This window comes from Sorangium sp. So ce394 (assembly GCF_051474665.1).
In the GTDB taxonomy this organism is placed as follows: Bacteria; Myxococcota_A; Polyangia; order Polyangiales; family Polyangiaceae; genus Sorangium; species Sorangium cellulosum_D.
This window is the reverse complement of the sequence record NZ_CP150339.1, coordinates 3,721,067-3,747,677: the sequence shown is the minus strand read 5'-3', so window position 1 is coordinate 3,747,677 and position 26,611 is coordinate 3,721,067. Positions and strand designations below refer to the sequence as shown.

The following is a 26,611-nucleotide window of genomic DNA, read 5'->3' as shown; positions in this document are numbered from 1 at the left end:
GTCACTCACCTCGCTGGGTCGCCCGCACGAGCAGGGCGACAGGAAAATCGGAGAGCACGCGGTCGAGCGGGAGCGCCGCGCCGTCCTTTGGCTCGGACGTCGCGACGGCATCGCGCGGCAAGGAAGCGGAAGGCGACGCCTCGATCTCGGCGCCGGTGAAGAGATCCGTGTAGAGGCCGGGCTCCACGTCGACGAAGGTCCCCGCCCACACCTTCCCGGTCGGCGGGGCAGAGGCGCCGCCGAGCAGCCGCGCGCTGAACCGGGGCGCGATCACGACGGCCGAGCGCCCGTCCTTCGGGTCGCGGCGCGCGAAGGCGACGACGTGCGTCTCGCGCTCGCCGATCACGGCGCGCGGGGCGTAGGCCCCGTCGGCCCCGAAGAGCGCCGGGTGCCGCCGGCGCAGCTCGAGCGCCACGTGCGTGACGAAGAGCTTGATGCGGCCGTCGCGCGCCTCGGCGCAGAGCTCGCGCGCGAGGGTGAGGTCGCCGCCGTTCCACCGCGCGCGGATCTCCGCGAGCGCCTCCTCGCGCGACGCGTAGTCGACCGCGCGCCGGTTGTCGGGGTCGACCAGGCTGAAGTCCCACACCTCGTTGCCCTGGTAGATGTCCGGCACGCCCGGCGACGTGAGCTTCAGGAGCGTCTGCGAGAGCGATCCCCACATGCCGTGGTAGGCGACCACGCGCGCGAGCGGCAGGAGCGCGCCCATGACGTCCGCGGACGCGATCGCCTTGCGCACGAACGCCTCGACGGCGGCGTCGTACTCGGGCTGCGCGTCGATCCAGGACGTGTTGACCTTCGCCTCCTTCGTGGCCTTGCGCATGTAGTCCACGAGGCGACCCGCGTAGGCCGAGAGCGCGTCGCCCTCGGGCGCCCGCGGGCCGCTGGAGGCGCCGAGGAGCGGCTCGATCGGCAGGCTCCCCAGGAGCGTCTGGTAGAAGAGGTACTCCTCGTTGCTGTCCGGCGCGAGGCGGCCCTCGATCTCGGCCTTGAGCGGCGCGGCCGCGGCGGCGGCGCGCTGGAGCGCCTCCTCCCAGGCGGACGGGATCTCCGAGAGCGCGCTGATGCGCGCGCGGACGTCCTCGCTCCGCTTCGTGTCGTGCGTCGACGTCGCGAGCATCGAGTACGGCCACGTCTTCTGCCGCTGCACGTTGGCGCGGTGGAACGCGAGCACGCTCGCGCCGTAGCGCTCGGGCTCGCCGCCGACCTCGTTGAGCGACACGAGCCGGTTGTAGATGTAGAACGACGTGTCCTCGAGCCCCTTGGCCATCACCGGCCCGGTGAGCTGCTGGAACTTCATCACGAACTCGCAGAAGTGGCGCCGGTCCTCCTCGCGGAAGAGATCCGGATCGAGCATCAGGACCGAGCGCACGAACGTGAAGATCGTGGCCTCCATCGTCGGGTTGCGCCGGCGCGCGAGGGCGATCGCGCGGCCGATCGCGACCCGGTCGTGGTCCGAGATCGTCGGCGTCCGCTCGTTGACGTACGTGCGGTAGACCGGGAAGCACGCGATCACCTCGCGCAGGGCGTCGTTGAGCGATCCCAGGGTGAAGTCGCGGAAGCGGCGGTCGCGCTCGGTGAGCCGGTTCAGCGCGTGCGTGAGCACGTTGAGCTCGCTCGCCAGCGCCGTCCGCAGGATCACCTTCTTCTTCTCGTAGACGAGCGTGTCGAACTCCAGCTGATCGCCGATGAACCGCTCGTAGATCGCGGTCATCGACGCCTCGCTCGAGGAGTCGACGAAGAGCTCGCCCACCGCCGCGGTGAAGTCGTAGCCGCTCGTCCCGTGGATCGGCCACGCCTCGGGCAGCGTCTCGCCGCGGGCGAGGATCTTCTCGACGACGACGTACATCGGCCGCTCGATCGACGAGCCTCGCGCGCCGTGCGCCCCCCCGGCGCCCACGCGCTCCTCGATGGCCGCGCGGATCGCCGGCTCCAGCCTGGCGAAGCGGGCGGCGGCGGGCGGCCTCCGGCGCGCGTCGTCGAGGCTCCGCGGCTCGGGCTCGCCCGCGGCCTCGGCGAGGAAGCGGCGGCGGCAGCGCTCGACCAGGTAGCCCCGCTGCAGGTCCTCGAAGTAGCCGATCGGGTCCCACAGGCCGTCGGGGTGATCGATGCGCAGGCCGGTGACCTGGCCGCGCTCGCAGAGCTCGAAGACGAGCCGGTGCGCCTCGGTGAAGACCGGCCGGTGCTCCATCTTGATCGCCGCGAGCTCGTTGATGTCGAAGAACCGGCGGTAGTTGATCTCCTCGGCGGCGGTGCGCCAGAAGCTCAGCCGGTAGGCCTGCTCCTCGAGCATCGCCTCGAGCGCGTCGAAGCTCCGCGGCTCGCCCGCCTTGCCGTTGATGCGCTCGACGCCCTCCGCCACCGCCGCCGCGACGTCGGGCGAGTCCGCGACGAGCGTCGCGAGCCGCCGCTTGAGGACCACCTTCTCGCGCCGCCGCTCGATCACCTTGGCCCGCTGCGTCTCCGTCCGCGGCGGCAGGTTGCGGAGCCCGGTCAGGATGCTCTGGAGCTCGAGGAGCGCGTCGTGCTCCTCGCCGAGCGCGGCGGTCAGGCCGGGCACGAGCGGCCCGATGACCATCCCGAACGTCCGCGGGTTCACCGGGAACACGTGATCGAAGTACCGGAGGACGAACGCGCCGCTCTCGAACTCGATCTTGAGCTCGCCGCGCTCGAGCACGCGCCCGTAGTGGTCGCCGAGCACGGGGAGCAGCACCTTGTGCTTGAGCTCCGTCTTGAGCGGCGCCCAGTCGATGTCGAAGAACGGCGCGTAGAGCGAGCTCGGGCCGTTCTCGAGGACGTCGTTCCACCAGGCGTTGTCGGAGGTGCCGACGCCCATGTGGTTGGGCACGAAGTCGAGCAGGAGGCCCATGCCGTGCGCCGCGAGCTCGCCCGTGAGCCGGTCGAGGTCGTCGCGGCCGCCGATCGCGGGGTTCAGCGCGTTGTGATCGACGAGGTCGTAGCCGTGCAGGCTCTCCGGGCGCGCCTTGAAGAAGGGCGACGAGTAGAGATCGCTGACGCCGAGCGCGTCGAGGTAGGCGACCACGCGCCGCGCCTGCTCGAAGGTGAAGTCCTTGTTGAGCTGGACGCGGTACGTGGCGCGCGGCAGGCGCGGCGTCACGCCGTCGCACGCCGCCTCGACCAGCCGCGCCGCCTCTCGCGCCGCGCTGTCTGCCTGGCTGCTCATCTTCTGATCGTCCGACGCTTCCGTCATTCGTCGTGTGCCTCCGGCGCAGAATCTACTTCGAACAAGGCTTCGTGCAGGGTGCGATCTGTCAGGGTCGCCGCGCGATCCCGCGGCTCCGGATCGTCGATGAAGGAATAACCTGAGGCAACTAGGGAATGGCAGCAGAGCGCGCTCGTGGTCGCCCGGACCTGCGCTGAGCCCAAGCGCCATTCGCCGGCGCGCCGCCCGTGCGGCGCGGCCGTCCTCGAGCTCGATTCGCGTCCGCTCCTCTTCGTCATGACAGGTCTTCATTCCGGTGTGCCTGCGCAGAGCGCTCCAGCCGATGTGTGGCTTTTCGTCTCAGTGACGTTTTGCCCCAAGGGCCGCCCTCACTGGCCATCGCCGCGTCGAGCGGCAATCGAAGGCGCGCGAGCATGGCGCGCCCTTCGCGAGCGCGCCATGCTCGCGCGAATGGAACAACGGCGTGGCGCGCCGAGCTGGCAAGAGATCCGGCACATGGCGCGCGAGCGGTTCGGCGTGAAGACCTTCCGGCCGGGCCAGCGTGAGCTCATCGAGGCGGTGCTCGCCGGGCGAGACGCCCTGGGGCTCCTGCCGACGGGGGCGGGCAAATCGCTCTGCTATCAGCTGCCAGCGCTCCTCCTGCCGCGCCCGGCCGTGGTCGTCTCGCCGCTCATCTCGCTGATGCAGGATCAGCAGGAGAAGCTGGCGCAGGCGGACATCCCTGCTGCAAAGCTCAACTCCACGCTGACCACGGCCGAGGAGCGGGAGGCGGCCCAGGGGATCCAGAGCGGCGAGCTCCCGCTCGTCTACGTGACGCCGGAGCGGCTCGAGAACCCGGAGTACATCGACCTGCTCCGGCGCTCGGGCGTGTCGCTCTTCGTGGTCGACGAGGCGCACTGCGTCTCGCAGTGGGGCCACGACTTCCGGCCTGCGTACCTCGGGCTCCGCGACGCGATCGCCGCGCTCGGGCGGCCGCCGGTGCTGGCCCTCACGGCGACGGCGACGCCCGAGGTGGCGAGCGACATCGTGGAGCAGCTCGGCATGCGGGCCGCGGCGGTCGTGAACACCGGCATCGACCGCCCGCAGCTGTCGCTCGAGGTGATCCGCACGCCGAACGAGGAGAAGAAGCGCGAGCGGCTCCTGCGCGTCCTCGAGGAGGAGCGCGGCGTCGGGATCGCGTACACGGCGACGGTCCGGACCGCGAACGATCTCCACCGGTGGCTCGCGGATCAAGGGATCTCGGTGGGCCGCTACCACGGGCAGATGCGCCCGAGGGAGCGGGAGGAGGCCCAGCAGCGGTTCATGGGCGACGAGTACCGCCTCATCGTCGCCACGAAGGCGTTCGGCCTCGGCATCGACAAGCCCGATATCCGCTACGTCGTCCACTACCACTTCCCCGACTCGCTGGAGAGCTATTACCAGGAGGCCGGGCGCGCCGGGCGCGACGGCCGCCCGGCCCGCGGCGTCCTGCTGTACCGCGTGGAGGACCGGCGCATTCAGGCGTTCTTCCTCGGGGGCAAGTACCCGCGCCCCGACGAGAGCTACCGAGTCTACGAGACCCTGGGCCGCCTCGAGGCGCAGCGGGCCGAGGGCAAGCGGCGGGCGGGGGTGGCGGTGAAGGCGCTGGCGGAGGTCGCGGACCTGCCCGAGCGCAAGGTGAAGGTCGTGGTGGCGCTGCTCGAGGCCGCCGGCATCGTCGACCGGAGCCGCGGCGTGCGCCGGCTGCGCGACTTCGCCGACGAGGCGGAGCTCGACGCGTTCCTCAAGGCCTATGAAGAGCGGCGCGCGGGCGACCGCGAGCGGCTCGAGGCGGTGATGCGCTACGCCGAGAGCCCGTCGTGCCGGATGGCGGCCCTGAAGGCCTATTTCGAGGAGCCCGGCGAGGCCGCGGCCGGAGAGGGCGCGCCCGACTGCGGCCGCTGCGACAACTGCCGGCACACGGACGACTCGAACCGCGCCGTGGTCGACCGCCTGACGGCCGCCGCCGCGCCCTGAGCCCTCCGCCGCCGCGGCGCCGCGGGGGGTGCTCGCGGCGCCGCGCGCGGGGCCTCCTCCCCGCTCGGGTCTCCTCTCTCGGGCCTCCTCCCCTCCGGGCCTCCTCCCCTCTCCCCTCCTCCAGATGCGATGACGCGCCGCTCGGCGCCCCGGCGCCGGCGCCCGCGACTTCCGTGTCGAGAAGTTTCCTGTATCGGTGTCCGGCCGCGCCCCCTCGCCCGGTGAGAGGCCGAGGGCGCTAGGCGAGCTGCGATATGTTTGCAATGGCCCCGCCCGTGCGGGCGGCGCCAGACAAGCAGCGTTCGTCCTACAGGATCAGGAGATGCATTGATGACCAGCTCTTGGAGATTCGTCGCGCACTCAGACGCGCGGCGCAGGGCCCTTCAGTACGCGAAGCAGGCCGCGTCCGCAGACTGCTCGGTCCTCATCGTCGGGCCGACCGGAGCGGGGAAGGACATCCTCGCGCGCGACATCCACCAGCACAGCAGGCGCTCGAAGCACCGGCTCATCACGGTCAACTGCGCAGCGCTGACGCAGACGCTCTTCGAGAGCGAGCTGTTCGGCCACGTGCGCGGCGCCTACACGGGGGCGACGGCCTCGAAGCGCGGCGTCGTCGAGCTCGCCTCCGGGGGCAGCCTGTTCCTCGACGAGATCGGCGAGCTGCCGACGGAGGCGCAGGCGAAGCTCCTCCGCTTCCTCGCGGACGGCTCGTTCTGGCCCGTGGGCGGCTGCGAGGAGAAGAGCGTGGACGTCCGCATCCTCGCGGCCACGAACCGCGATCTCGCCGCCGGGCTCGACACGACGTTCCGGTCCGACCTGTTCTTCCGGCTCAGCGTGTTCACGATCGTCGTGCCGCCGCCGAGCAGGGACGATCTGCGCGGCCTCACGCGGGTGCTCGCCGCGGAGATGAGCGAGCGCTACCGCGCGGCCGCCTCGGCGCGCGAGGTGAGCGCCCTCGGCGAGCTCGCGAGCAGCGGTGTTTACAGGGGCAATGTCCGGGAGCTCCGCAACGCCGTCGAGCGGTATTTCCTCGTGCGAGACCCGGAGCGGACCGTCGAGGAGAACTGGCGGGCCGCGTGCGCGCTCGACCTCCTGGCCCAGCAGGGCGAGCTCGCGGACGACGCCGCCACGGCCCCGCAGATTCAACCGCAAGAGATCGAGAAGCTCGACGATCTCCTGTTCTTGAAGTGCGCGAGGGAGACGAGGAGCGCGCGCGAGCTGTCGCGGAGGATGAACCGCTCGTTACCGTACGTTTACAGCCGCCTGGCAAAGCTCGGCATCAAGCCGAAGGATCTCCAGAGCGCCGACAGCCTCGAGCGCACCTCGGAGAAGATCCGCGCCTCGCTCGCCCCCTATCGCTCCACGTTTCTCCGGCTTCTTAAAGAGTTCTAACAAAACGATCGCGCCCGCCCGATGCCATCCGCCGGAATGTCCGCACGGCTCGCTGGTACAGCGTTTGCCGTAGGGACGAACAAGACGAACAGGACGGCGAACGTCCCAACCGAAGGATGGAGGAGCGCATGCTGACTCTGGGCCTCGCCGGAGGCTTGGATCCCGTCTACGACTGCCGTTACGACGCGCCGCAGTACTTCACGTACGACGCGGCGGCCGTGCTGGTCGAGGACGGGCAGGTGGTGGCCGCGATCGAGGAAGAGCGGCTGAACCGCGTCCGCCGGACGAACAAGTTCCCGTTCGACGCGCTGCGGGCCTGCCTGCGGCAGCGGGGCGTCGCCCTCCAGGACGTGGACCGGATCGCGTATTACTCGAGCGAGGAGACGGCCAATTTCCTCGTCGGGCGCCTGCGCGCGGCGTTCCCCGAGCTCGCCGGCGTCCCCGACGCGCGCGGCCTGCTCCAGGCGGCCATCCAGCGAGAGATGAAGTGCGCGATCGATCCGGAGCGGATCGTCTTCGTGCCGCACCGGCTGACGCACGCGGTGAGCGCGGCGGCGATGTCGGGCTTCGAGCGGTCGCTCGTCTACGTCATCGACAACGAGGGCGGGGTCTTCACCGGGACATCGACGCGCGGCGCCCGGTCGTGCCTCACGGAGCTCGCGGCCTTCTCGCCGCAGAAGTCGCTCGGCGAGCTGTGCCACCGCACGATCCGAGCGCTCGGGTACAGCCCCTTCGAGGAGGCCGAGGCGATGGAGCTCGCCCCGCACGGCGACCCGGCCGTGCACCGCGCCGCGATGCGCGAGGTGTACACGCTCCTGCCGGACGGCGACTACGACCTCGCGTTCCAGCGCCTCGCCGCCGTGGTCTCGAAGGCGCCGGGCAGGCTGCGCGGCGAGCCGGTCGAGCAGGCGCACAAGGACGTGATCGCCGCGCTCGAAGAGGCGCTCTCCGAGATCGTGCTCCACGTGCTGCGCCACCACCGGACCGCGAGCGGCGTCCGGCGGCTGTGCCTGGCCGGGGGGGGCGCGCAGATCTGCGCCGTCAACTCCCGCGTCCTCGCGAGCGGCCTGTTCGACGAGGTGTTCGTCCAGCCCGCCGCGCACGACGCCGGCTGCGCCCTCGGGGCCGCGCTCTACGCGGCCGACGCGCCGCCGCGCCGCGCCGCGCTCGATCACGTGGCCTGGGGGACGGACCTCGGCACCGCCGACGCGGCGCTCCCCGCGCTGCGCCGCTGGGGCGCCTTCGTGACGGCGGAGCGCAGCGCCGCGCCGGCCCGCGAGGCCGCCGCGCTCATCGACGGCGGCGCCGCCGTCGGGTGGGCCAACGGCCGCTCGGAGATGGGGCTCGTGGCGCTCGGGCGCCGCGTGATCGTCGCGGATCCGCGGGACGAGCGGCGGCGGGCGGCGCTGAACGCGATGAAGCGGCGCGCGCCGCACCGGCCGATCTCGGTCGCGATGCTCGCCGAGGACGCGGCCGAGTGCCTGATGCTGCCGTGCGCGGCGGAGCAGCTCTGTTGGAAGAGCTTCGCCCTCCGCGTCCGGCACGAGCGCAAGGCGGCGCTCGCCGCGGCGCTGCACGAAGGCGGCACCGTCCGCGCGCGGGTGGTCCTCGAGGCGGCGGATCCCCGGCTGTTCGCGCTGCTCGGCGCGTTCAAGGAGCGCTCCGGGGTCGGCGCGCTGCTCGTGACGTCGCTCGACGACGGCGCGGAGCCGCCGGCCGAGACCGTCGACGACGTCGTCGCGCTGCTCCTCACGAGCGGCCTCGAGGCCGCCTTCGTGGACGACGTGCTCGTCCGCAAGAAGAGCGCGTCGGTCGAGGACAGGCTCGGCATGGCCGTGTCGCTCCCGCGCTCGACCCAGGTGGTCCGCACGCGCGGGTGGCACGACGGCGCGCGCCCGGGCGACGCGTGGGAGCTGCGGACGAGCTACGACCGCGGGCTCCGCCGCAAGATCTCGCGATCCGCGTACGACGTGCTGGCGAAGGCCGACGGGAGCCGGCCCGTCGCGGCGCTGCCGGGCGGCGCGGGGGCCGAGGTCGCGGGCGAGCTCTGGGCCCTCTGGACGGAGCGGCTCATCCGGCTCGCGCCGGCCGAGCGCGCGTGAGGCGCGCGTGGCGCACGTGAGCGCGCGCGAGGGCGACGGGATCGCGGGTTGGGACACGACGGATGCAAGGAGAAGAGCGGTGAGCTCGAATGACATGATCATGGGCGCCGGGCGCCGGGCGCGCCCGCGGATCGACCTCGCGCGGCAAACGGAGCTCGCGGAGGACGCGCTGAAGAAGGCGCTCGCCGACAGGGATCTCCCGGCCTTCTACCGGGTGTTCCGGTCGACGGATCTGCCGTTCTTGGGGCTCGTCTACGAGGGGGACGCGGCGGGCCTGTTCCGCGCGTGCGCGCACGTGCTGCACCGGCTCGGGGGCGTCTCCCCGGCGGTCGCGCTCGCGGTGGAGAACCACTTTTACGTGAGCTCCGCGATAGCCACCTTCCCCATCGGCGACGACGAGCGGCTCGACGCGCGGCGGCGCGCGCTGCTCGCCGAGATCGTCGAGGAGCGCCGGCTCGTCGCCAACACGAACTCGCGGGTGCACGGAGACCGCGTGGGCGCGGTGGGGACGCGGGCCCGGAAGGTCGACGGCGGATACGTGGTGAGCGGCGCAGCGTCGTACACGTCGCTCGCGACCGAGGGGGATCTCCTCATCTTCACGACCGCGCTCGAGGAGGGCTTCCCCGCGGTCCTGATGACGCGGCCGCGCGGCAACGCGGCCGTGGAGATCGGCCCTTACCTGTTCCCGGACGCCATGATCGACTCCGACACGCGCCGGATCGTCTTTCACGACCTCTTCGTGCCCGAGGAAGACTTCCTGCTCGGCGGCCAGGCGCCGGAGGTGATTCAGCTCCTCCTGTTCGAGATGGTCTGGCACCAGGCGCTGATTCCATCGCTCTACCTCGGCGCCGCGGCCCGGGCGATCGAGGAGTCGCGCCGGTTCCTCCGGACGGTCCGCGCCCGGGAGGGCGCGCCGCTCGCCGAGCTGGACGGCATGGTCGTCGACGTCGGGCGCCTCGTGATCCGCTACCGCGCCGCGTGCGCGGCGGTCCGCGAGGCGGGCGAGGCGATGGGCGCCATCCGCGGCGCGCGGGACCGCGCCGAGCGGCTCCCGGGGCTCTACGAGCTCGCCGGGGCGGCGAAGTACGGCGGGACGAGGTGCGCCGAGGAGATCGTCGCGGCGGCGCGCGGCATCGTCGGCGCGCGCGCGTACGCCGGGGACAGCGTCCTCGAGCGGCTGAGCAAGGAGGTCGTCTTCGGCCCGCTCGGACCGGAGGTGAACGCCGTCATCGAGCGCGCCCACGGGCGGCGCGCGCTCGGAGAGGGCGAGTTCGACGGCGCGGCGTCGTCGCCGTGGCTCGATGGCGCGATGAGCGCGAGCGGCAAGGAGGAGACATGCTGACGCTGGGGCTCTCAGGCGGGCTGAGCTTCGCCCACGAGGAGATGTACGACATCCCGCAGAGCTTCACGCACGACGGCGCGGCCGTGCTGGTGGAGGGCGGAGAGGTCGTCGCGGGGATCGAGGAGGAGCGGCTCAACCGCATCAAGCACTCCAACAAGTTCCCGATGGAGGCGATCCGCTTCTGCCTCGCCCGGCGCGGCGTCGACATCGACCGGGTGGACCGGATCGCGTTCTACGCGAGCGAGGAGTACTGCAACGCGCTCCTCGCGCGGGTGCGCCTCCTGACCGGCGGCGCGCTGCCGCGCATCGACGCGCGCACGCTGCTCGCGGCGAAGCTCGGCCAGGGCTTCGGGCGCCCGATCGACCGGGACAAGATCGTCTTCGTCCCGCACCACCAGGCGCACGCGGCGAGCACCTACCTCCTGTCGGGCTTCGACGACAGCCTGATCGTGGCGATCGACGGATCGGGAGACTTCCTGTCCGGGCTCGTGGCCGTGGGCTCGGGCGACCGGATCGACGTCCTGTCGACGATGCCAGAGTCGAAGTCGCTCGGGAACTTCTACGTCGCGGTGATCAACCTCCTCGGCTACGGCGTGTTCGACGAGTACAAGGTGATGGGCCTCGCGCCGTACGGCGATCCCGCGCGGTACCGCGCGCAGATGAGCGCGCTCTACACGCTCTTGCCGGGCGGCGATTACGAGGTGTACCGCGACCGCGTGGGAGCGCTCGCGCAGGTGATCGAGGTGCGCCAGAAGGGCGGCCCGTTCACGCAGCAGCACCGCGACGTCGCGGCGTCGCTCCAGGAGGCGCTGGAGGCGATCGCGCTGCACGTGCTCCGCCACCAGCGCGAGGCGACGGGCAAGACGCGGCTGTGCCTGGCCGGCGGCGTCGCGCACAACTGCACGATGAACGGGAAAGTCCTGTATTCGGGCCTGTTCGAGCGCGTCTTCGTGCAGCCGGCGGCGCACGACGCGGGCTGCGCGCTCGGGGCCGCGCTGTACACGAACCTCGCCGCGGGGGCCCTCACGTCGCGGCGGCGGCTCGAGCACGTGTTCTGGGGCAGCGACGTCGGCGGAGAGGCGGAGATCGGCCGCGAGCTCGCCGGCTGGTCCCGCTTCGTCCGGAGCGAGCGCGCCGCGGATCTGCCGGGGCGCGTCGCCGACGTGATCGCCGGCGGTGCCGCCGTGGGCTGGGCGCAGGGCGGGTCCGAGTTCGGGCCCCGGGCGCTCGGACACCGCAGCATCCTGGCCGACCCGAGGCCGGCCGCGAACAAGGACCTCGTGAACGCGATGGTCAAGAAGCGCGAGGCCTACCGCCCGTTCGCGCCCGCCGTGCTGGCGGAGGACGCGCGCGAGTTCTTCGAGCTCCCGGCCGGAGAGGGCGAGTTCCCCTTCATGATCTTCGTGCTCAAGGTCCGGGAGGACAAGCGGAGCGTCCTCGGGGCGACGACGCACGTGGACGGCACGGCGCGCGTCCAGACGGTGTCGCAGCGGTCGAACCCGCGCTTTTACGGCCTCCTCAAGGCGTTCAAGGACCGGACCGGCGTGCCGGTGCTGCTCAACACCTCGTTCAACAACAACGTGGAGCCGATCGTCGACTCCGCGCACGACGTGGTGACGAGCTTCTTGACGACCGGGCTCCATTACCTCGCGATCGGCGACTACTTCGTCGAGAAGCGGCCGTGGACGTGGGAGGACCTCGCGACGCTCGCGCTCGAGATCCCGAGGCACGTCCGCGTGGACCAGATCCACAGGTTCGTCGCGATGGATCGCGCGACCTCGGTCTTCGAGCTGCGGAACACGTACGACGCCGGCGCGCGGGCGAGCGTGTCGCCCGATGTGGGCGAGGCGCTGATGCGCGCGGACGGCGCGCGCTCGATCGGCGAGCTGCTCGCGGAGGCCGGCGCCGGCGAGCCCGCGCGCATGCAGAAGGCGGTCCTAGAGATCGAGGGGCTCTGGTCGCAGCGGCTCGTGTCGCTGCGCCCGAGAGAGGCCTAGTTCGTGGGTGCCTGTCCAGCGCCTTGAGGGTGGTAAAGCCTGCATGCTTCATCAAGAACAACTCCTCTCGCGGGCGGCCACGCTCGTCAGCATGCTCCGCGAGACGCCGGTCGTGCGGCTCGACCACGAGCGCCTCGAGCTCTTCGTCAAGCTCGAGTACTGCAGCGCGGTCGGGAGCATCAAGGACCGCCCCGCGCTCTGGATCCTGAAGTCGGCGATCGAGCGCGGCGAGATCGACCCGCGGACGACGGTGGTGGAGTCGTCGTCCGGCAACTTCGCCATCGCGCTCGCCGCGTACGCGCAGCTCCTCGGGCTCGACTACATCCCCGTGATCGATCCCCACATCTCCGCGGTGAACGAGCACGTGCTCCGCTCGCTCTGCGCGCGGGTCGTGAAGGTCGAGGAGCGGGACGACACGGGGGGCTTCCTCAAGACGCGGCTCGCCCGCGTGCAGTCGCTCTGCGCCTCGCTCCCGAAGGCCTACTGGCCCAACCAGTACAAGAACCCCGACGGGATGATGGCCCATTTCCACACGACGGGCCGGGAGATCTGCGAGGCGTTCACGGAGCTCGATTTCGTGTTCGTCGCCGTGAGCTCGGCGGGGACGGTCGCCGGGCTGTCGCGGCGCCTGAAGGAGCACTTCCGCGGGGTGAAGATCGTCGCGGTGGACGCCGAGGGGTCGGTGATCTTCGGCGGCCCGCCGCGGCCGCGCCGCATCCCGGGGATCGGCGCGGGGGTCGTGCCCGATCTCCTGCGAGAGGCGCTGATCGACGACGTCGTGATCGTCCCAGAGGTGGAGTCGATCGCCGCGTGCCGGACGATGCTCGACCGCCACCGGCTGCTCGTCGGCGGCTCGACGGGGACGGTCTACGCGGCGATCCAGCGCTATTTCGGCCGGGCGACCGGCCTCACGAGGCCGAGGGTCCTGTTCCTCTGCGCGGACCGCGGCGTGCCTTATCTCGACACCGTTTACAACCCTGCGTGGGCGTCGCGATACGCCGAGGGATGATCGATGCGCTTTGGTGTGGTCTCTGGCAATGTCATCCGTCGCCTCATCGAGGAGAGCCCCGAGGAGTGCGTCGAGGCGGTCGAGGGCGCGTACCTCGCCGGCCACCGCGGTGAGGTGGTCTGTCCGAACAGCTATTTCCTCCGCTTCCCCGACCGGCCGGACGCGCGGATCATCGCGCTCCCGGCCCACCTCGGCGGCGGAGAGCCCGTGTCGGGGATCAAGTGGATCGCCAGCTATCCGGCGAACGTCCGGCAAGGCATCCCCCGGGCGTCGGCGGTGATCGTCCTGAACCGCGCGGACAACGGGTATCCGTTCGCGTGCCTCGAGGGCTCGATCATCTCGGCGGCGCGCACCGCGGCGTCCGCGGTCTCCGCGGCGGCGGCGCTGTCCGGGGGGCGGCGCGCGCGCTCGCTCGGAATCGTCGGAACCGGGCTCATCGCCCGGTACGTGGTCTCGTTCCTGTCGCGCCTCGGCTGGGAGATCCCCGAGGTGCTCCTGTTCGACACGAACCCCGCCGAGCCCGAGCGGTTCCGCGCGGCCGCCTTCGACCCCGAAGATCGCCGCGAGATCCGCGTCGCGAAGGACCTTGAGACCGTGGTGCGGCGGAGCGATCTGCTCGTCTTCACGACCTCGGCGGCGACGCCGCACGTCCACGACGCGGGCTGGTTCTCCCACAACCCGGTCGTGCTGCACCTGTCGCTGCGCGACCTGTCGCCGAGCATCGTCCGCTCCTCGTTCAACGTGGTCGACAGCGTCGAGCACGTGCTGAGCGCCGGCACCTCGCTCCACCTGGCAGAGCAGGAGTCCGGCCGGCGCGACTTCGTCACGGGGACGATCGCCGAGGTGCTCCTCGGGCGGTGCGCGGCACCGCGGACGAGGCCGATCGTGTTCTCGCCGTTCGGGATGGGGATCCTCGATCTCGCGGTGGCGCGGTGGGCCTACGCCCGCGCCGAGGCCGCGGGCGACGTGACGTGGATCGACGACTTCTTCGACATGACGCGCTGACGCCGGGCGGGCTTCGCAGAGGGCGAGAGAGCGCGGGAGCTTTTCGATGAGCGGTGTTTTGGTGGGTGATCTGGATCGCTGCGCGACCCTGGTGGATCTCCTTCGGCTGCGCGCCGAGGCCCAGGGCGATGCCCTGGTCTTCCGGTTCCTGACGACCGGAGACGTGGACGGCGGCGCCGAGGCGTGGACGTACCGCGATCTCCACGTCCGCGCGATGGGCATCGCGGCGTCGCTCCAGGCGGCCGGGGGCGCCGGAGAGCGCGCGCTGCTCCTCTACGCGCCGGGGCTCGACTTCATCGCGGCGTTCATGGGCTGCGTCTACGCCGGCGTCATCGCAGTCCCCACGTACCCGCCGAACCCCGCGCAGATGGATCGCACCCTGCCGCGGCTCCGCGCGATCGCCCGCGACGCGGGGGCGAGGTTCGTGCTCTCGACCGCGATGATCGCCTCCATGGCGGAGGCCCTCGGGCAGCAGGCGCCGGAGCTCGGACAGCTCCGCTGGATCGCCACCGACGCGCTCGAGCCCGGCGCGGCCTCGGCGTGGCGGCCGCCGGCGATCTCCGGGGAGACGCTCGCGTTCCTCCAGTACACGTCCGGCTCCACCGGGCACCCGAAGGGCGTGATGGTGAGCCACGCGAACGTGATGGCCAACGAGCGCGCCATCCTCGCCGGCTTCGAGCACGACGCGGGCTCGTCGGGCGTCGGGTGGCTGCCGCTCTTCCACGACATGGGGCTGATCGGCAAGGTGCTGCAGCCGATCTTCGTCGGCTTCCCGTGCACGCTGATGTCGCCGCTCGCGTTCCTGGAGCGGCCGATGCGGTGGCTCAAGGCGATCTCGCGCTTCCGCGCCACGACGAGCGGCGGGCCGAACTTCGCCTACGACCTCTGCGCTCGCAAGGCGACGCCCGAGGATCTGGCGGCGCTCGACCTCCGCTCCTGGACGGTGGCGTTCAACGGCGCGGAGCCGATCCGCGCCGAGACCCTGGACCGGTTCGCGGCCACGTTCGCGCCGTGCGGCTTCCGCCGGGAGGCGTTCTACCCGTGCTACGGGCTCGCCGAGGCGACGCTGTTCGTCTCCGGGGGCCTCCGCGCCGCGCCGCCCGCGTGCGTGAGCGTCGACGCCGGCGCGCTCGCGCGCGGGGTCTCGCTCGAGGTGGACCCGGCGTCGGCGGGCGCAGGCGCGCGGCGGCTCGTGTCGTCGGGGGCGCCCCGGGCGCGCGTGGCCGTCGTGTCGCCGGAGGGCGGCGAGCGCCTCGCGGACGGGCACATCGGCGAGATCTGGGTCGCCGGCCCGAGCGTCGCCGGCGGGTACTGGGGCCGCGCCGAGGAGACGGCGCGCACGTTCGGCGCGCGCCTCGCGGACGACGACGCCACGCCGTACCTGCGCACCGGGGATCTCGGGTTCCTCGCGGGCGGAGAGCTGTTCGTCACCGGGCGCATCAAGGACCTCATCGTCATCCGCGGGCGGAACCTGTACCCCGACGACATCGAGCGCACGGTGGAGGCGGCGCACCCGCGCGTTCGCCCCGGCTGCTGCGCGGCGTTCTCGATCGAGGTCGGCGGGGAAGAGCGGCTCGGGATCGCGGCCGAGATCGACGCGCGAGGCGGGGGCGAGCCGCCGCCGGACGCGGTGGAGGCGGTGCGGTCCGCCGTCGCCAGGGAGCACGACGTGCAGCCGCACGCGGTGCTGCTGCTCCGGCCGCGCACGATCCCGAAGACGTCGAGCGGCAAGATCCAGCGGCACGCGTGCGCCCAGGGGTTCCGCGACGGGACGCTCGAGGCGCTGGTCGCGTCGCTGTCCCCGGAGGCGCCGGCCGGCGCGGCGGCGGAGCCGGCGCGGCCGGCGGCAGATCCGGCGCGGATGCTGCGGCTCGCGCTGCGCGCGGTGCCCGCCGCGGGGAGGGCGGCCCTGCTCGTCGAGGCGGCGCGCGAGGAGCTCGCCCGGCTCGCGCGGGTGGACGCCGGGAGCATCGCGCCGACCTCGAAGCTCATGGCGCTCGGGCTCGACTCGCTGGCGAGCATCGAGCTGCAGGCGCGCTTCGAGGAGCTGCTCGGCGTCCCGGTGCCGGCGCAGCTGCTCTGGCAGGCGGCCACGGTCGAGGAGCTCGCGGCGGCGCTCGCGGGGGCGCTCGAGGCGCCGGCGCGGGCCGAGTCGCCCGCCGCGCCGCCCGCGGCGGCGGGGGAGCCGGTCGAGCTCTCGTCCCACCAGCTCCGCCTCTGGTTCTTCTGCAAATTCGCGCCGGAGAGCCCGCTCTATCACGTGGTGTTCGGCGCGCGGATCGTCGGCGCGCTCGACGAGGCGAAGCTCGAGGAGAGCCTCGCGGCCGTGGTCCACCGGCACCCGGCGCTGCGCACGGTGTTCCGCGAGATCGGCGGGGAGCCGCGGCAGATCGTGCTCCCCGAGGTGGCGGTGCCCCTCGCCCGCGCGCGCGTCGAGGCGGCGGGGGGCGAGGAGCGCGAGGAGCGCCTGCGCGCGCTGGCCGCCGAATGGGGGCAGCGGCCGTTCGCGCTCGAGGACGGGCCGCTGACGCGGGTGTGCCTGGTCTCGCTCGGCGAGCGCCACCACGTGCTGCTCTTCGCGCAGCACCACCTCGTGACCGACGGCCGATCGATCGAGGTGCTCGTGCGCGACCTCGCGGCGGCCTACGCCGCGCGCGCGGCCGGCCGCGCCGGAGCGGCGCTGGGGCCGGCCCCCGGGTACGACGGCTACGCGCGCGCGCAGCGGGCCGCGCTCGCGCGCATGGACGCGGAGCGGGCGCACTGGAAGGCGAAGCTCGAGGGGCTGCCGCGGCTCGACCTCGGCGCCGAGCGACGGCGCCCGGCGGCGTCGCCCTTCGCCGGCGGGACGGTCCGGTTCTCGCTGTCCGCGCCGCACGTCGAGGCGGCGCTCGCCGCCGCGCGGGCGGAGAACGCGACGCTCTTCGTCGCCCTCGCCGCCGTGTACGCGGCGCTGCTCCACCGCACGACCGGGCAGGAGGACTTCGGGATCGGCGTCGTCGTCGCCAACCGGAGCCGCCCCGAGCACCAGGAGATCGTCGGCTTCTTCGCGAACACGGTCGTCCTGCGCGTCGATCTCTCCGGCAGACCGACGTACCGCGAGCTCGTCCGCCGCGTGCGCCGGACCATGGCCGAGGCGATGGACCACGCCGAGCTGCCGTTCGACGAGGTCGCGCGCGCCGCCGGCGCCGGGCGCCCTGGCGAGCGGGACGCGCTGGTCCAGGCGAGCTTCGTGCTGGAGAGCGTCTCGGAGCCGCCCGCGGGCGCCGAGGGGGCGCTGTGGCGTCCCGTGCTCTGGTCCCCGGACGGGGCCGTGGAGGGCACCGCGAAGTTCGACCTGGGGCTCAGCGTGGCCCGCTTCGATGGCGAGCGCGGCGAGCTCGCGGCCGCGCTCGAGTACCGCGAGGACCGCTTCGCGCGCGACGAGATCGAGCGCATGGCCGGCCACCTGGAGGTGCTCCTCCGCTCCGCCGCCGAGGATCCGGACCGGCCGATCGACGAGCTCGCGCTGCTCCCGCCGGACGAGGAGCGGTACCTGATCGCGGGCTGCAACGACACCGCGGCGCCCGTCCCGGAAGGCGTCTGCTTCCACGACCTCTTCCGGCAGCAGGCCGCCCGCACGCCCGACCGGCTCGCCGCCGCCTGCGGCGACCTCCGGCTCTCCTACGCGGAGCTCGACCGCCTCTCCGATCAGGTCGCGCGCGCGCTCGCGGCGCGCGGCGTCGGCCCGGACCGCCTTGTCGCCCTGCTGACGCGGCGCGACCTCGATTTCCTGGTGCTCGCGCTCGGGACCTTCAAGGCGGCGGGCGCGTACGTGCCGCTCGACCCGGCGCACCCGGCGCGGCGCAACGCCGACATCCTCACGCGCGCGGGCGGCCCTCCCCTCCTCGTGGGCGACGCGATCCCGGGCGCGCTGCGGGACGAGATCGTGGCCGCGTGCGCCGCCGCCCCCGAGGCGCTCTCGGCGGGCGAGCTGCTCGCCGAAGGCGCGGCCGCGCCCGACGAAGCGCCGGCCCGCGCGCGGCCGGAGCACCTCGCCTACGTCATCTTCACGTCGGGATCGACCGGCGCGCCCAAGGGCGCGATGGTCGAGCACCGGGGGATGCTGAACCACCTCTTCGCGAAGGTGCGCTCCCTCGGGCTCGGGCCGTCGGACGTCGTCGCGCAGACCGCGCCGGTCAGCTTCGACATCTCGGTGTGGCAGCTGCTCTGCGCCCTGCTCGCGGGCGGGACGTGCCGGCTCGTGCCGGACGAGATCGCGACCGACCCGGCGCGCCTCCTCGAGGCCGTGGGCGACCTCGGCATCACCGTCCTGGAGATCGTGCCGTCGCTCCTGCGCGGGGCGCTCGACGAGCTGGAGTCGCGCCCGAGCTTCCGGCCGCGCCTCGACGGCCTGCGGTGGCTCGTCCTCACCGGCGAGGCGCTCCCGCCCGATCTCGCGCGGCGGTGGCTCGCGCTCTTCCCGCAGATCCCGCTGATGAACGCCTACGGCCCGACGGAGTGCTCGGACGACGTCGCCCAGCACGTCCTCGCCGAGCCCCCGCCCGAGGACGCGGCGTACGTGCCGCTCGGCCTCCCGATCCAGAACACGCAGCTCTACGTGCTCGATCGGCGGCGGCGGCCCGTGCCGCTCGGCGTCGCCGGCGAGCTCTACGTCGGCGGCGACGGCGTCGGCCGGGGCTACCTCCACGACCCCGAGCGCACCGCGGCGGCGTTCCTGCCGGATCCGTTCGCGCCCGCCGCGGGCGCGCGCCTGTACCGGACCGGCGACCTGGTGCGGCGCCTGCCGGGCGGCGCGCTCGTGTTCCTCGGGCGGATCGACCACCAGATCAAGCTCCGCGGCTTCCGCATCGAGCTCGGCGAGATCGAGGCGGCGACCGCGCGGTGCGCGGGGATCCGCGATGTCGTCGTGGTCGCCCGCGAGGACGCGCCGGGCGACCCGCGGCTCGTCGCGTACGTGGTCCCGGAGGCCCCGTCGTTCGATCCGGGCGCCCTCAAGGAGCAGCTCTCGTCGCGCCTGCCGGCGTACATGATCCCCGCGGCGATCGTCCCGCTCGACGCGCTCCCGCTGAGCGCGAACGGCAAGGTCGACCGCAAGGCGCTGCCCGCGCCCGTGTGGGGCGCCGCGGGGGAGCTCGCGGCGCGGACGGCGCCGCGCACCGGCCTCGAGCAGGCGATCGCCGAGGTGTGGCGCGCCGTCCTCGGGGTCGATCGCGTCGGCGCGCACGACGACTTCTTCGCGATGGGCGGGCACTCGCTCTCGGCCACCCGCGCGGCGGCCCGCCTGCGCGACGTGCTCGGCGTCGACGTCGCCGTCCGGTGGATCTTCGAAGCGCCGACCGTCGCCCGGCTCGCCGCGCTCGTCGAGCGGCAGGCCCAGGGGGGCGCGCGCCCTGCGCCCCGGCCGCTCTCGCCGGCGCCGCGCGAGGGCGAGGTGGCGCTCTCGTTCGCGCAGCAGCGGCTCTGGTTCCTCGATCAGCTCGAGCCGGAGAGCGCCACGTACAACGTGCCGGCGGCGCTCCGCCTGCGCGGCGCGCTCGACCCGGAGGCGCTCGCCCGCGCGATCGCGGCGGTGGTCCGGCGGCACGAGGTCCTGCGCGCCACGCTGCACGCCGTCGACGGCCGCCCGGTCCAGCGCTTCCACGGCGCGCCGGAGGCGTGGCCCCTCCCCCTCGTCGACCTCTCGGGGCTCCCCGCGCCCGAGCGGGAGGCGTCCGCGCGGCGCCGCGCGTCCGAGGAGGCCGCGAGGCCGTTCGATCTCTCGCAGGGGCCGCTCCTGCGCGCGGCGCTCTTCCGGCTCGCGCCCGACGACCACGTGCTGCTCGTCACGCTCCACCACATCGCCTCGGACGGGTGGTCGCTCGGCGTGCTCGCGGGCGAGCTCACCGCCGCCTACGAGGCGTTCGCGCGCAAGGAGGAGCCGCGGCTCCGCCCGCTGCCGATCCAGTACGCCGATTACGCCGCCTGGCAGCGGCAGGAGCTCACCCAGGAGCTGCTCCAGGCCGAGCGGGAGGTCTGGCGCCGCCGGCTCGACGGCGCGCCGCCGCTGGAGCTGCCCACCGACCGCCCCCGCCCCGCGGCGCGCTCGTCCCGCGGGCGCACGCACCGGTTCGAGCTGCCGCGCGACCTCACCGCCGCGCTCCGGCGCCGGAGCCAGGAGCTCGGGGCCACGCTGTTCATGACGCTCCTCGCCGGCTTCGAGGCGCTGCTCCACCGCTACAGCGGCCAGGAGGACTTCTGCGTCGGCACGCCGGTGGCGGGCCGCGGGCGGGCCGAGATCGAGCCGCTCATCGGGCTGTTCGTCAACACGCTCGTCCTGCGCGCGCGGCTCGAGGGCGACCCGAGCTTCGAGGAGCTCGTCGGCCGCGTGAAGGCGGACGCGCTCGAGGCGTACGCCCACCAGGATCTCCCCTTCGAGCTCGTCGTCGACGCGCTCGCCGTCGAGCGGGATCTCCGCCGGAACCCGCTGTTCCAGGTGATGTTCGCGCTCCAGAACGTCCCCCCGCCCGCGCTCTCGCTGCCGGGCGTCGCGGTGTCGCCGGTCGAGCTCGACGTCGAGCAGGCGCGGTTCGACCTGACGCTCTTCCTCACCGAGACCGGCGACGTCATCGAGGGCGCCCTCGAGTTCGATCTCGACCTGTTCGACCCCGCGACCGTCGCGCGGCTCGCGGGGCACTACGAGACGATCCTGCGCGCCGCCGCCGAGGCGACGTCGGCGCGCGTGGGCGAGCTCCCGCTCCTCACGCCGGCCGAGCGGCGCGAGGTGCTCGTCGCGTGGAACGCCACGAGCGCGCCGCCGCCGCCGGCCGCGTGCCTGCACGAGCTCTTCGACGCGCAGGCCGAGCGGTCGCCCGACGCCGTGGCCGTGGTCTCCGACGGCGGCGAGCTCACGTACGGCGAGCTCCGCCGCCGCGCCGACGCGCTCGCGCAGCGCCTGCGCGCGCTCGGCGTGCGGCCCGAGGTGCGCGTGGGCCTGTGCGTGCGGCGGACGCTCGACCTGGTCGTGGCGCTCTGGGCCATCTTCAAGGCCGGCGGCGTCCACGTGCCGCTCGACCCGGGGTACCCGCGCCAGCGGCTCGCGGTCATCCTGGAGGACGCGGCGGCGCACCTGCTCGTGACCGAGCGCGCGCTCTCGGGGCTCGTGCCAGCCGGGTCGTCCGAGGTCCTGCTGCTCGACGAGATCGCCGCCGGCGCGGCGGACCCGGCCGCCGCACCGCTCGCCCCGCTCGCCCCCCTGGAGCCGGGGCGGCCGGACCAGGCGGCCTACCTTATCTATACCTCCGGCTCGACGGGCCGGCCCAAGGCCGTCGTGATCGAGCACCGCCAGGCCGCCGCGCTCGCGTGGTGGGCGCGGCGGGCGTTCTCGGACGAGGAGCTCGCCGGCGTGCTCGCGTCCACGTCCACGTGCTTCGACCTCTCGGTCTTCGAGCTCGTCGTGCCGCTCTGCTGGGGCGGCAAGGTCGTCCTCGCCGACAACGCGCTCGCGCTGCCCGCCCTCCGGCGCGCCGGCGAGGTCACGCTCCTCAACACCGTGCCGTCCGCCGCGGCAGCGCTGCTCGCGGCCTCGGGCATCCCCGCCTCCGTGCGGACCGTGTGCCTCGCCGGCGAGCCGCTCCGCGCCTCGCTCGCGCGCGACGTGCTCGCGCTGCCGCACGTCGGCCGGCTCCTCAACCTCTACGGCCCCAGCGAGACCACGACGTACTCGACCGGCGCGACCGTCACCGCCGACGCGCGCCCCACGATCGGCCGGCCGATCGATCACACCCAGGTCTACGTGCTCGACGCCCGCAGGCAGCCGGTGCCCGTCGGCGTGGCCGGCGAGATCTACATCGCCGGCGCGGGCGTCGCGCGCGGCTACCTCGGGCGCGACGAGCTCACGGCCGAGCGGTTCGTCCCCTGCCCGCTCGACGAGGCCCGCGGCGCGCGCATGTACCGCACCGGCGACCGCGCGCGCTGGCTCGCGAGCGGCGAGCTCGAGTACCTCGGCCGTCTCGATCACCAGGTGAAGATCCGCGGCTTCCGCATCGAGCCGGCGGAGACCGAGGCCGCGCTCGCCGCGCACCCGGACGTCCGCGAGGCGCTCGTGCTCGCGCGCGACGACGGCCCCGCCGGCCGCTGGCTCGTCGCCTACGTCCTCGCCCGGCGGCCGCTCGACGCCGAGGCGCTGCGGGCGTTCGTCGCCGAGCGGCTCCCGGAGCCCTTCGTCCCGTCCGCCTTCGTCGAGCTCGACGCCTGGCCGCTCAACCCGAACGGCAAGGTCGACCGCAAGGCGCTCCCGGCGCCCAGCCGGCCCGCCCCCGCGGCCCTCCCGCGGCGCGCGCCGGCGACGCCGACCGAGCAGGCCCTCGCCGGCGTGTGGGGCGAGGTCCTCGGCCGAGACGGCCTCGGGACGACCGACGACTTCTTCGCGCTCGGCGGCCACTCGCTCCTCGCCGTGCAGGTCGTCGCGCGCGCGCGGCGCCTGTTCGGCGTCGACCTGCCGCTGCGCGCCGCCTTCGACGCGCCGACGATCGCCGCCCTCGCCGAGCGCATCGATCGGGCGAAGCAGGACGGGCGCCGCGCCGCGCCCCGGCCGCTCCGCCCGGCGCACCGCGGCGCCGACGCGCCGCTCTCCCCCGCCCAGCAGCGCCTCTGGTTCGTCGAGGCGCTCCAGCCGGGCACCGCGGTCTACAACATGCCGATCGGGGTCCTGCTCCGCGGCCCGCTCGATCGCGCCGCGCTCGCGCGGAGCCTCGAGCAGATCGTCGCGCGCCACGAGGTGCTGCGGACCCGGTTCGAGGTGCGCGGCGGCCAGCCGATCCAGGTCGTGCTCCCCGAGGCCCGGATCGAGCTGCGCCACGTCGACCTGTCCCGCGTCCCGCCGCAGGACCGGGCGCGGGCCGCGCGGCGCGCGGCGGAGGAGGAGGCGCGCCGGCCGTTCGACCTCGCCGCGGGCCCGCCCCTCCGCGCGGCGCTGTTCCGCCTCGCCGACGAGGAGCACGCGCTCCTCGTCACCGCGCACCACGTCGCCTGCGACGGCGGCTCGATCCCCGTCCTGCTCCGCGAGCTGTCCGCCTGCTACGAGGCCGCGCGCGCGGGCCGCGCGCCGGACCTGCCGCCCCTCCCGGTGCAGGTCGCCGACGTCGCGATCTGGCAGCGCGCCCAGGCCGACGCGTGGCGCGGCCAGCTCGAGTACTGGAAGCGCGCGCTGGCCGACCTCGAGCCGCTGGAGCTCCCCACCGACCGGCCGCGCGGCGGCGCCCTCTCCCACCGCGGCGACACCGTCCCCGTGCGCCTGCCCGCGCCGCTCGTCGAGGCGCTCCGCGCCCTCGGCCGGCGCGAGGGGGCGACGATGTTCATGGTGCTCCTCGCCGGCTACGTCGCCCTCCTGCACCGGTACACGGGCCGCGCCGGCGTGGCCGTCGGCTCGCCGACCGGCGGCCGCACGCAGGTCGAGATGGAGCCGCTCATCGGCTTCTTCGTGAACATGCTCGTCCTCCGCGTGCGCGTCGACGACGACCCCACGTTCGCCGAGCTCGTGCGGCGGGTCCGGCAGGTGACGCTCGAGGCCCAGGAGCACCAGGACGTCCCGTTCGAGCAGGTGGTGGACGCCCTTCAGGTGAAGCGCGACCTCGGCCGCACGCCGCTCTTCCAGGCCGCCTTCGCGTTCCAGGGCGCGCCGGAGCGGCCGCGCGCGCTCGGCGGGCTCGAGGCCTCGCCGTTCGAGGTCGACACCGCGACCGCGAAGTTCGACCTCCTGCTCGCGCTGGAGGAGGGCGAAACGGACATCTCCGGCGGCATCGAGTTCAGCGCCGAGCTATTCGATAGGTCCACGATCGAGCGCTGGCGAGGCCACCTCGAGGCCCTGTTCGCGGCGAGCGCCGCGCGGCCCGATCTGCGCGTCAGCGACCTGCCGCTGCTCGGGCGCGAGGAGCGCGATCTCGTCGTGCGGACGTTCAGCGACGGCGGCGCGGCGCAGCCCGCCCCTCAGGCCGCGTGCGCGCACCGCCTGTTCGAGGCGCAGGCCGGCGCGGCCCCCGAGCGGACCGCGCTCCTCTTCGAGGGCGCGGCGGTGAGCTACGGCGAGCTGAACCGCCGGGCCAACCAGCTCGCGCACCACCTCCGCGCCCGCGGCGTCCGGCGCGGCGCGCTGGTCGGCGTGTGCATGCCGCGCTCGCCCAACATGATCGTGGCGCTCCTCGCGGTGCTGAAGGCCGGCGGCGCGTACGTGCCGCTCGACCCGACCTACCCGCGCGACCGGCTCGCCTTCATGATCGAGGACGCGCGCCCCGCGCTGCTCATCGCCCAGCCGGAGCTCCTCGAGGCGCTGCCCGCGGCGCTGCCGCCGGTCGTGCGGCTCGGCGAGAGCGAGCCCGCCTTCCCCCACGAGCGTGCGGACGATCCCGACGCCGGCGCGCTCCCCGAGGACCTCGCCTACGTCATCTACACCTCCGGCTCGACGGGCCGCCCCAAGGGCGTGCTCATCGAGCACCGCTCGCTCTCCGCCTTCGCCGAGGCGCAGCGCAAGCAGCTCGGCGTCGAGCCGGGGACGCGCGTCCTCCAGTTCACCCGGCTCAGCTTCGACGTCTCCGTGATGGAGATCTTCGTCCCGCTCTCCGCCGGCGGCGTCGTCTGCCTCGCGCGCGCCGAGGCGCTCATGCCGGGGCCCGGGCTCATCGATCTCCTGCGGCAGGAGCGCATCCAGATCGCGATGCTCACGCCCTCGGCCCTCATGGCGGTCGGCTTCGACACGCTCCCCGACCTGCGCGTCCTGTGCGTCGCCGGCGAGGTGTGCCCGGTGGAGCTGCCGCGGCGGTGGGCGCGGGGCCGGCGGTTCCTCAACGGCTACGGCCCCACCGAGGCCACGGTGCTCGCGACGTCGGCCGAGTACACCGCCGACGTCGCGCGGCCCACGATCGGCCGCCCGCTGCCGAACACGCAGGTCTACGTGCTCGACGGCCGCGGCCAGCCGGCGCCCGTCGGCATCCCCGGCGAGCTCCACATCGGCGGCGTCGGCCTCGCGCGCGGCTACCTGAACCGCGACGACCTCACCGCCGCCCGCTTCGTGCGCGCGGCGTTCCCCGAGGCCGAGGGCGCGCGGCTCTACCGCACGGGCGACCTCGTGCGGTGGCTGCCGAACGGCGAGATCGACTTCCTCGGCCGCCTCGACGAGCAGGTCAAGATCCGCGGCTTCCGCATCGAGCTCGGCGAGATCGAGGCCGTGCTCGCGTCCCACCCGGACGTGGCCGAGGCGGCGGTGGTCACCCGGGAGCACGCGCCCGGCGACGTGCGGCTCGCGGGCTTCTTCATCCCGCGCGGCGGGCGCGCCGACGCCGACGCGCTGCGCCGCTTCCTCGCCGCTCGGCTGCCCGACTACATGGTCCCGCCGGCGCTCGTGCCGGTCGAGCGGTGGCCGCAGACGCCGAGCGGCAAGATCGATCGCCGGGCGCTCGCCGCGTCCGCGCCCGCGGCGCTCGCGGCGCTCGCGGAGGGCGCGCGCGTGCCGCCGCGGACCCGGCTCGAGCTCGAGCTCTGCGCCCTGTTCGAGGAGCTCCTCGGCGCGCCCGGCGTCGGCGTGACCGACGACTTCTTCTCGCTCGGCGGGCACTCGCTGCTCGCCGTGCGGCTCATGACCGAGATCCGCGGCCGCTTCGGCCGCGATCTGCCGCTCACCAGCCTCTTCCGCGCGCCGACGGTCGAGGGCCTCGCGGCGCTCCTGCGCGACGGGGGCGGCGCGCCGCCGGGCCGCGCCTCGGTCGTGGTCCCGCTCCACACGCGGGGCGCGCGCCCGCCGCTCTTCTTCGTGCACCCCGTGGGCGGCAACGTCCTCTGCTACGCCGACCTCGCCGCCGCGCTCGGGGACGAGCGCCCCTTCTACGGCATCCAGGCGTACGGGCTGGAGACCCCCCCGCGGCCGCTCGGCAGCGTCGGCGAGATGGCCGAGGCGTACTGCGAGGAGCTCCGCCGCGTCCAGCCCGAGGGGCCGTACCTCCTCGGCGGCTGGTCGATGGGCGGCGTCGTGGCCTTCGAGATGGCCCGCGTCCTCGAGCGCGGCGGGCGCCGCGTGGCCGCCGTCGTCCTCCTCGACGCGTACCTGCCGCCGTTCGACGAGCCCGGCGACGAGCTCCCGCCGATCGCGCAGCTCGCCGCGGATCTCGCGGGGATCTCGGGCGCGTCGGCCGCCGCGGCGCTCGCCGAGCTGGGCGACGGCGCGCGCCGCGGGAGGGCCGCGTGGCTGCTCGAGCGCGCGCAGGAGCTCGGCGCCCTGCCCCGCGGCACCACGCTCGCAGAGCTCGAGGCGCTGCTCGACGTGTTCCAGCGGAACGCGGCGCTGCTCGCGCGCTACGCCCCCGGCGCGGTGTCGGCCCGGGTGGAGCTCTTCCGCGCCGAGGCCTCGCCGCGCCGCGACCCGCGGCCCGCCTGGGCCAGGTGGGCCCCTGGCCTGAGGAGCCACGTCGCGGCCGGCGATCACTACACGCTGCTCCGCAAGCCGCGCGTCGGCGCGCTCGCCGAGCGCATCCGGGCGGCGCTGCTCGAGGCCGAGGCCGGCGCGGACCGCGAGGGCGCCGCCGGGCCGCCCGAGTGATCGGCGCGCGCGCCGACGCGCTTCAC

9 protein-coding genes are annotated in these 26,611 nt (G+C 74.1%); 8 read left to right on the top strand and 1 reads right to left on the bottom strand.

Going from position 1 to position 26,611, the window contains the following annotated elements; translation table 11 throughout:
- Nucleotide 1: 1 nt before the first annotated feature.
- On the bottom strand, nucleotides 2-3,208 hold the full coding sequence (gene treY, locus WMF33_RS13990; RefSeq protein ID WP_437337607.1) for a malto-oligosyltrehalose synthase: 3,207 nt from the start codon (nucleotides 3,206-3,208) through the stop codon (nucleotides 2-4).
- Between the two features lie 423 nt (nucleotides 3,209-3,631).
- On the opposite strand from treY, the gene WMF33_RS13985 reads away from it, so the two are divergent.
- From WMF33_RS13985 to WMF33_RS13950, 8 genes are all read left to right on the top strand, one after another.
- Nucleotides 3,632-5,176 (top strand): RecQ family ATP-dependent DNA helicase, encoded by a 1,545-nt coding sequence (locus WMF33_RS13985; protein WP_437337606.1) that lies wholly within the window; start codon nucleotides 3,632-3,634, stop codon nucleotides 5,174-5,176.
- 330 nt (nucleotides 5,177-5,506) lie between these two features.
- Nucleotides 5,507-6,568 carry a sigma 54-interacting transcriptional regulator gene (locus WMF33_RS13980; RefSeq protein ID WP_437337605.1) on the top strand — a complete coding sequence of 354 codons (1,062 nt, stop codon included), beginning with the start codon at nucleotides 5,507-5,509 and terminating at the stop codon, nucleotides 6,566-6,568.
- Nucleotides 6,569-6,696: 128 nt separating this feature from the next.
- On the top strand, nucleotides 6,697-8,670 hold the full coding sequence (locus tag WMF33_RS13975) for a carbamoyltransferase N-terminal domain-containing protein (RefSeq protein WP_437337604.1): 1,974 nt from the start codon (nucleotides 6,697-6,699) through the stop codon (nucleotides 8,668-8,670).
- A 79-nt stretch (nucleotides 8,671-8,749) separates the two neighbouring features.
- Complete coding sequence (locus WMF33_RS13970) at nucleotides 8,750-10,012, top strand: acyl-CoA dehydrogenase family protein (RefSeq protein WP_437337603.1); 1,263 nt, start codon at nucleotides 8,750-8,752, stop codon at nucleotides 10,010-10,012.
- Complete coding sequence (locus tag WMF33_RS13965) at nucleotides 10,006-12,009, top strand: carbamoyltransferase family protein (RefSeq protein ID WP_437337602.1); 2,004 nt, start codon at nucleotides 10,006-10,008, stop codon at nucleotides 12,007-12,009. Before WMF33_RS13970 ends, WMF33_RS13965 begins: the two co-directional genes overlap by 7 nt.
- Before the next feature lie 43 nt (nucleotides 12,010-12,052).
- Nucleotides 12,053-13,018 carry a 2,3-diaminopropionate biosynthesis protein SbnA gene (gene sbnA, locus WMF33_RS13960; RefSeq protein ID WP_437337601.1) on the top strand — a complete coding sequence of 322 codons (966 nt, stop codon included), beginning with the start codon at nucleotides 12,053-12,055 and terminating at the stop codon, nucleotides 13,016-13,018.
- A gap of 3 nt (nucleotides 13,019-13,021) precedes the next feature.
- Nucleotides 13,022-14,023: a 2,3-diaminopropionate biosynthesis protein SbnB gene (gene sbnB / locus WMF33_RS13955; RefSeq protein WP_437337600.1), complete on the top strand. Its 1,002-nt coding sequence runs from the start codon at nucleotides 13,022-13,024 to the stop codon at nucleotides 14,021-14,023.
- Nucleotides 14,024-14,069: 46 nt separating this feature from the next.
- Nucleotides 14,070-26,585, top strand: a complete 12,516-nt coding sequence (locus tag WMF33_RS13950; RefSeq protein WP_437337599.1) for an amino acid adenylation domain-containing protein — start codon at nucleotides 14,070-14,072, stop codon at nucleotides 26,583-26,585.
- The last annotated feature ends 26 nt before the right edge of the window (nucleotides 26,586-26,611 follow it).

Excerpts from the sequence above, each read along its gene's own strand:
- WMF33_RS13980 (WP_437337605.1), top strand. The coding sequence starts at position 5,507 with ATGACCAGCTCTTGGAGATTCGTCGCGCACTCAGACGCGCGGCGCAGG.
- treY (WP_437337607.1), bottom strand. The coding sequence starts at position 3,208 with ATGACGGAAGCGTCGGACGATCAGAAGATGAGCAGCCAGGCAGACAGC.
- WMF33_RS13950 (WP_437337599.1), top strand. The coding sequence starts at position 14,070 with ATGAGCGGTGTTTTGGTGGGTGATCTGGATCGCTGCGCGACCCTGGTG.
- WMF33_RS13965 (WP_437337602.1), top strand. The coding sequence starts at position 10,006 with ATGCTGACGCTGGGGCTCTCAGGCGGGCTGAGCTTCGCCCACGAGGAG.
- sbnA (WP_437337601.1), top strand. The coding sequence starts at position 12,053 with ATGCTTCATCAAGAACAACTCCTCTCGCGGGCGGCCACGCTCGTCAGC.
- WMF33_RS13975 (WP_437337604.1), top strand. The coding sequence starts at position 6,697 with ATGCTGACTCTGGGCCTCGCCGGAGGCTTGGATCCCGTCTACGACTGC.
- sbnB (WP_437337600.1), top strand. The coding sequence starts at position 13,022 with ATGCGCTTTGGTGTGGTCTCTGGCAATGTCATCCGTCGCCTCATCGAG.
- WMF33_RS13985 (WP_437337606.1), top strand. The coding sequence starts at position 3,632 with ATGGAACAACGGCGTGGCGCGCCGAGCTGGCAAGAGATCCGGCACATG.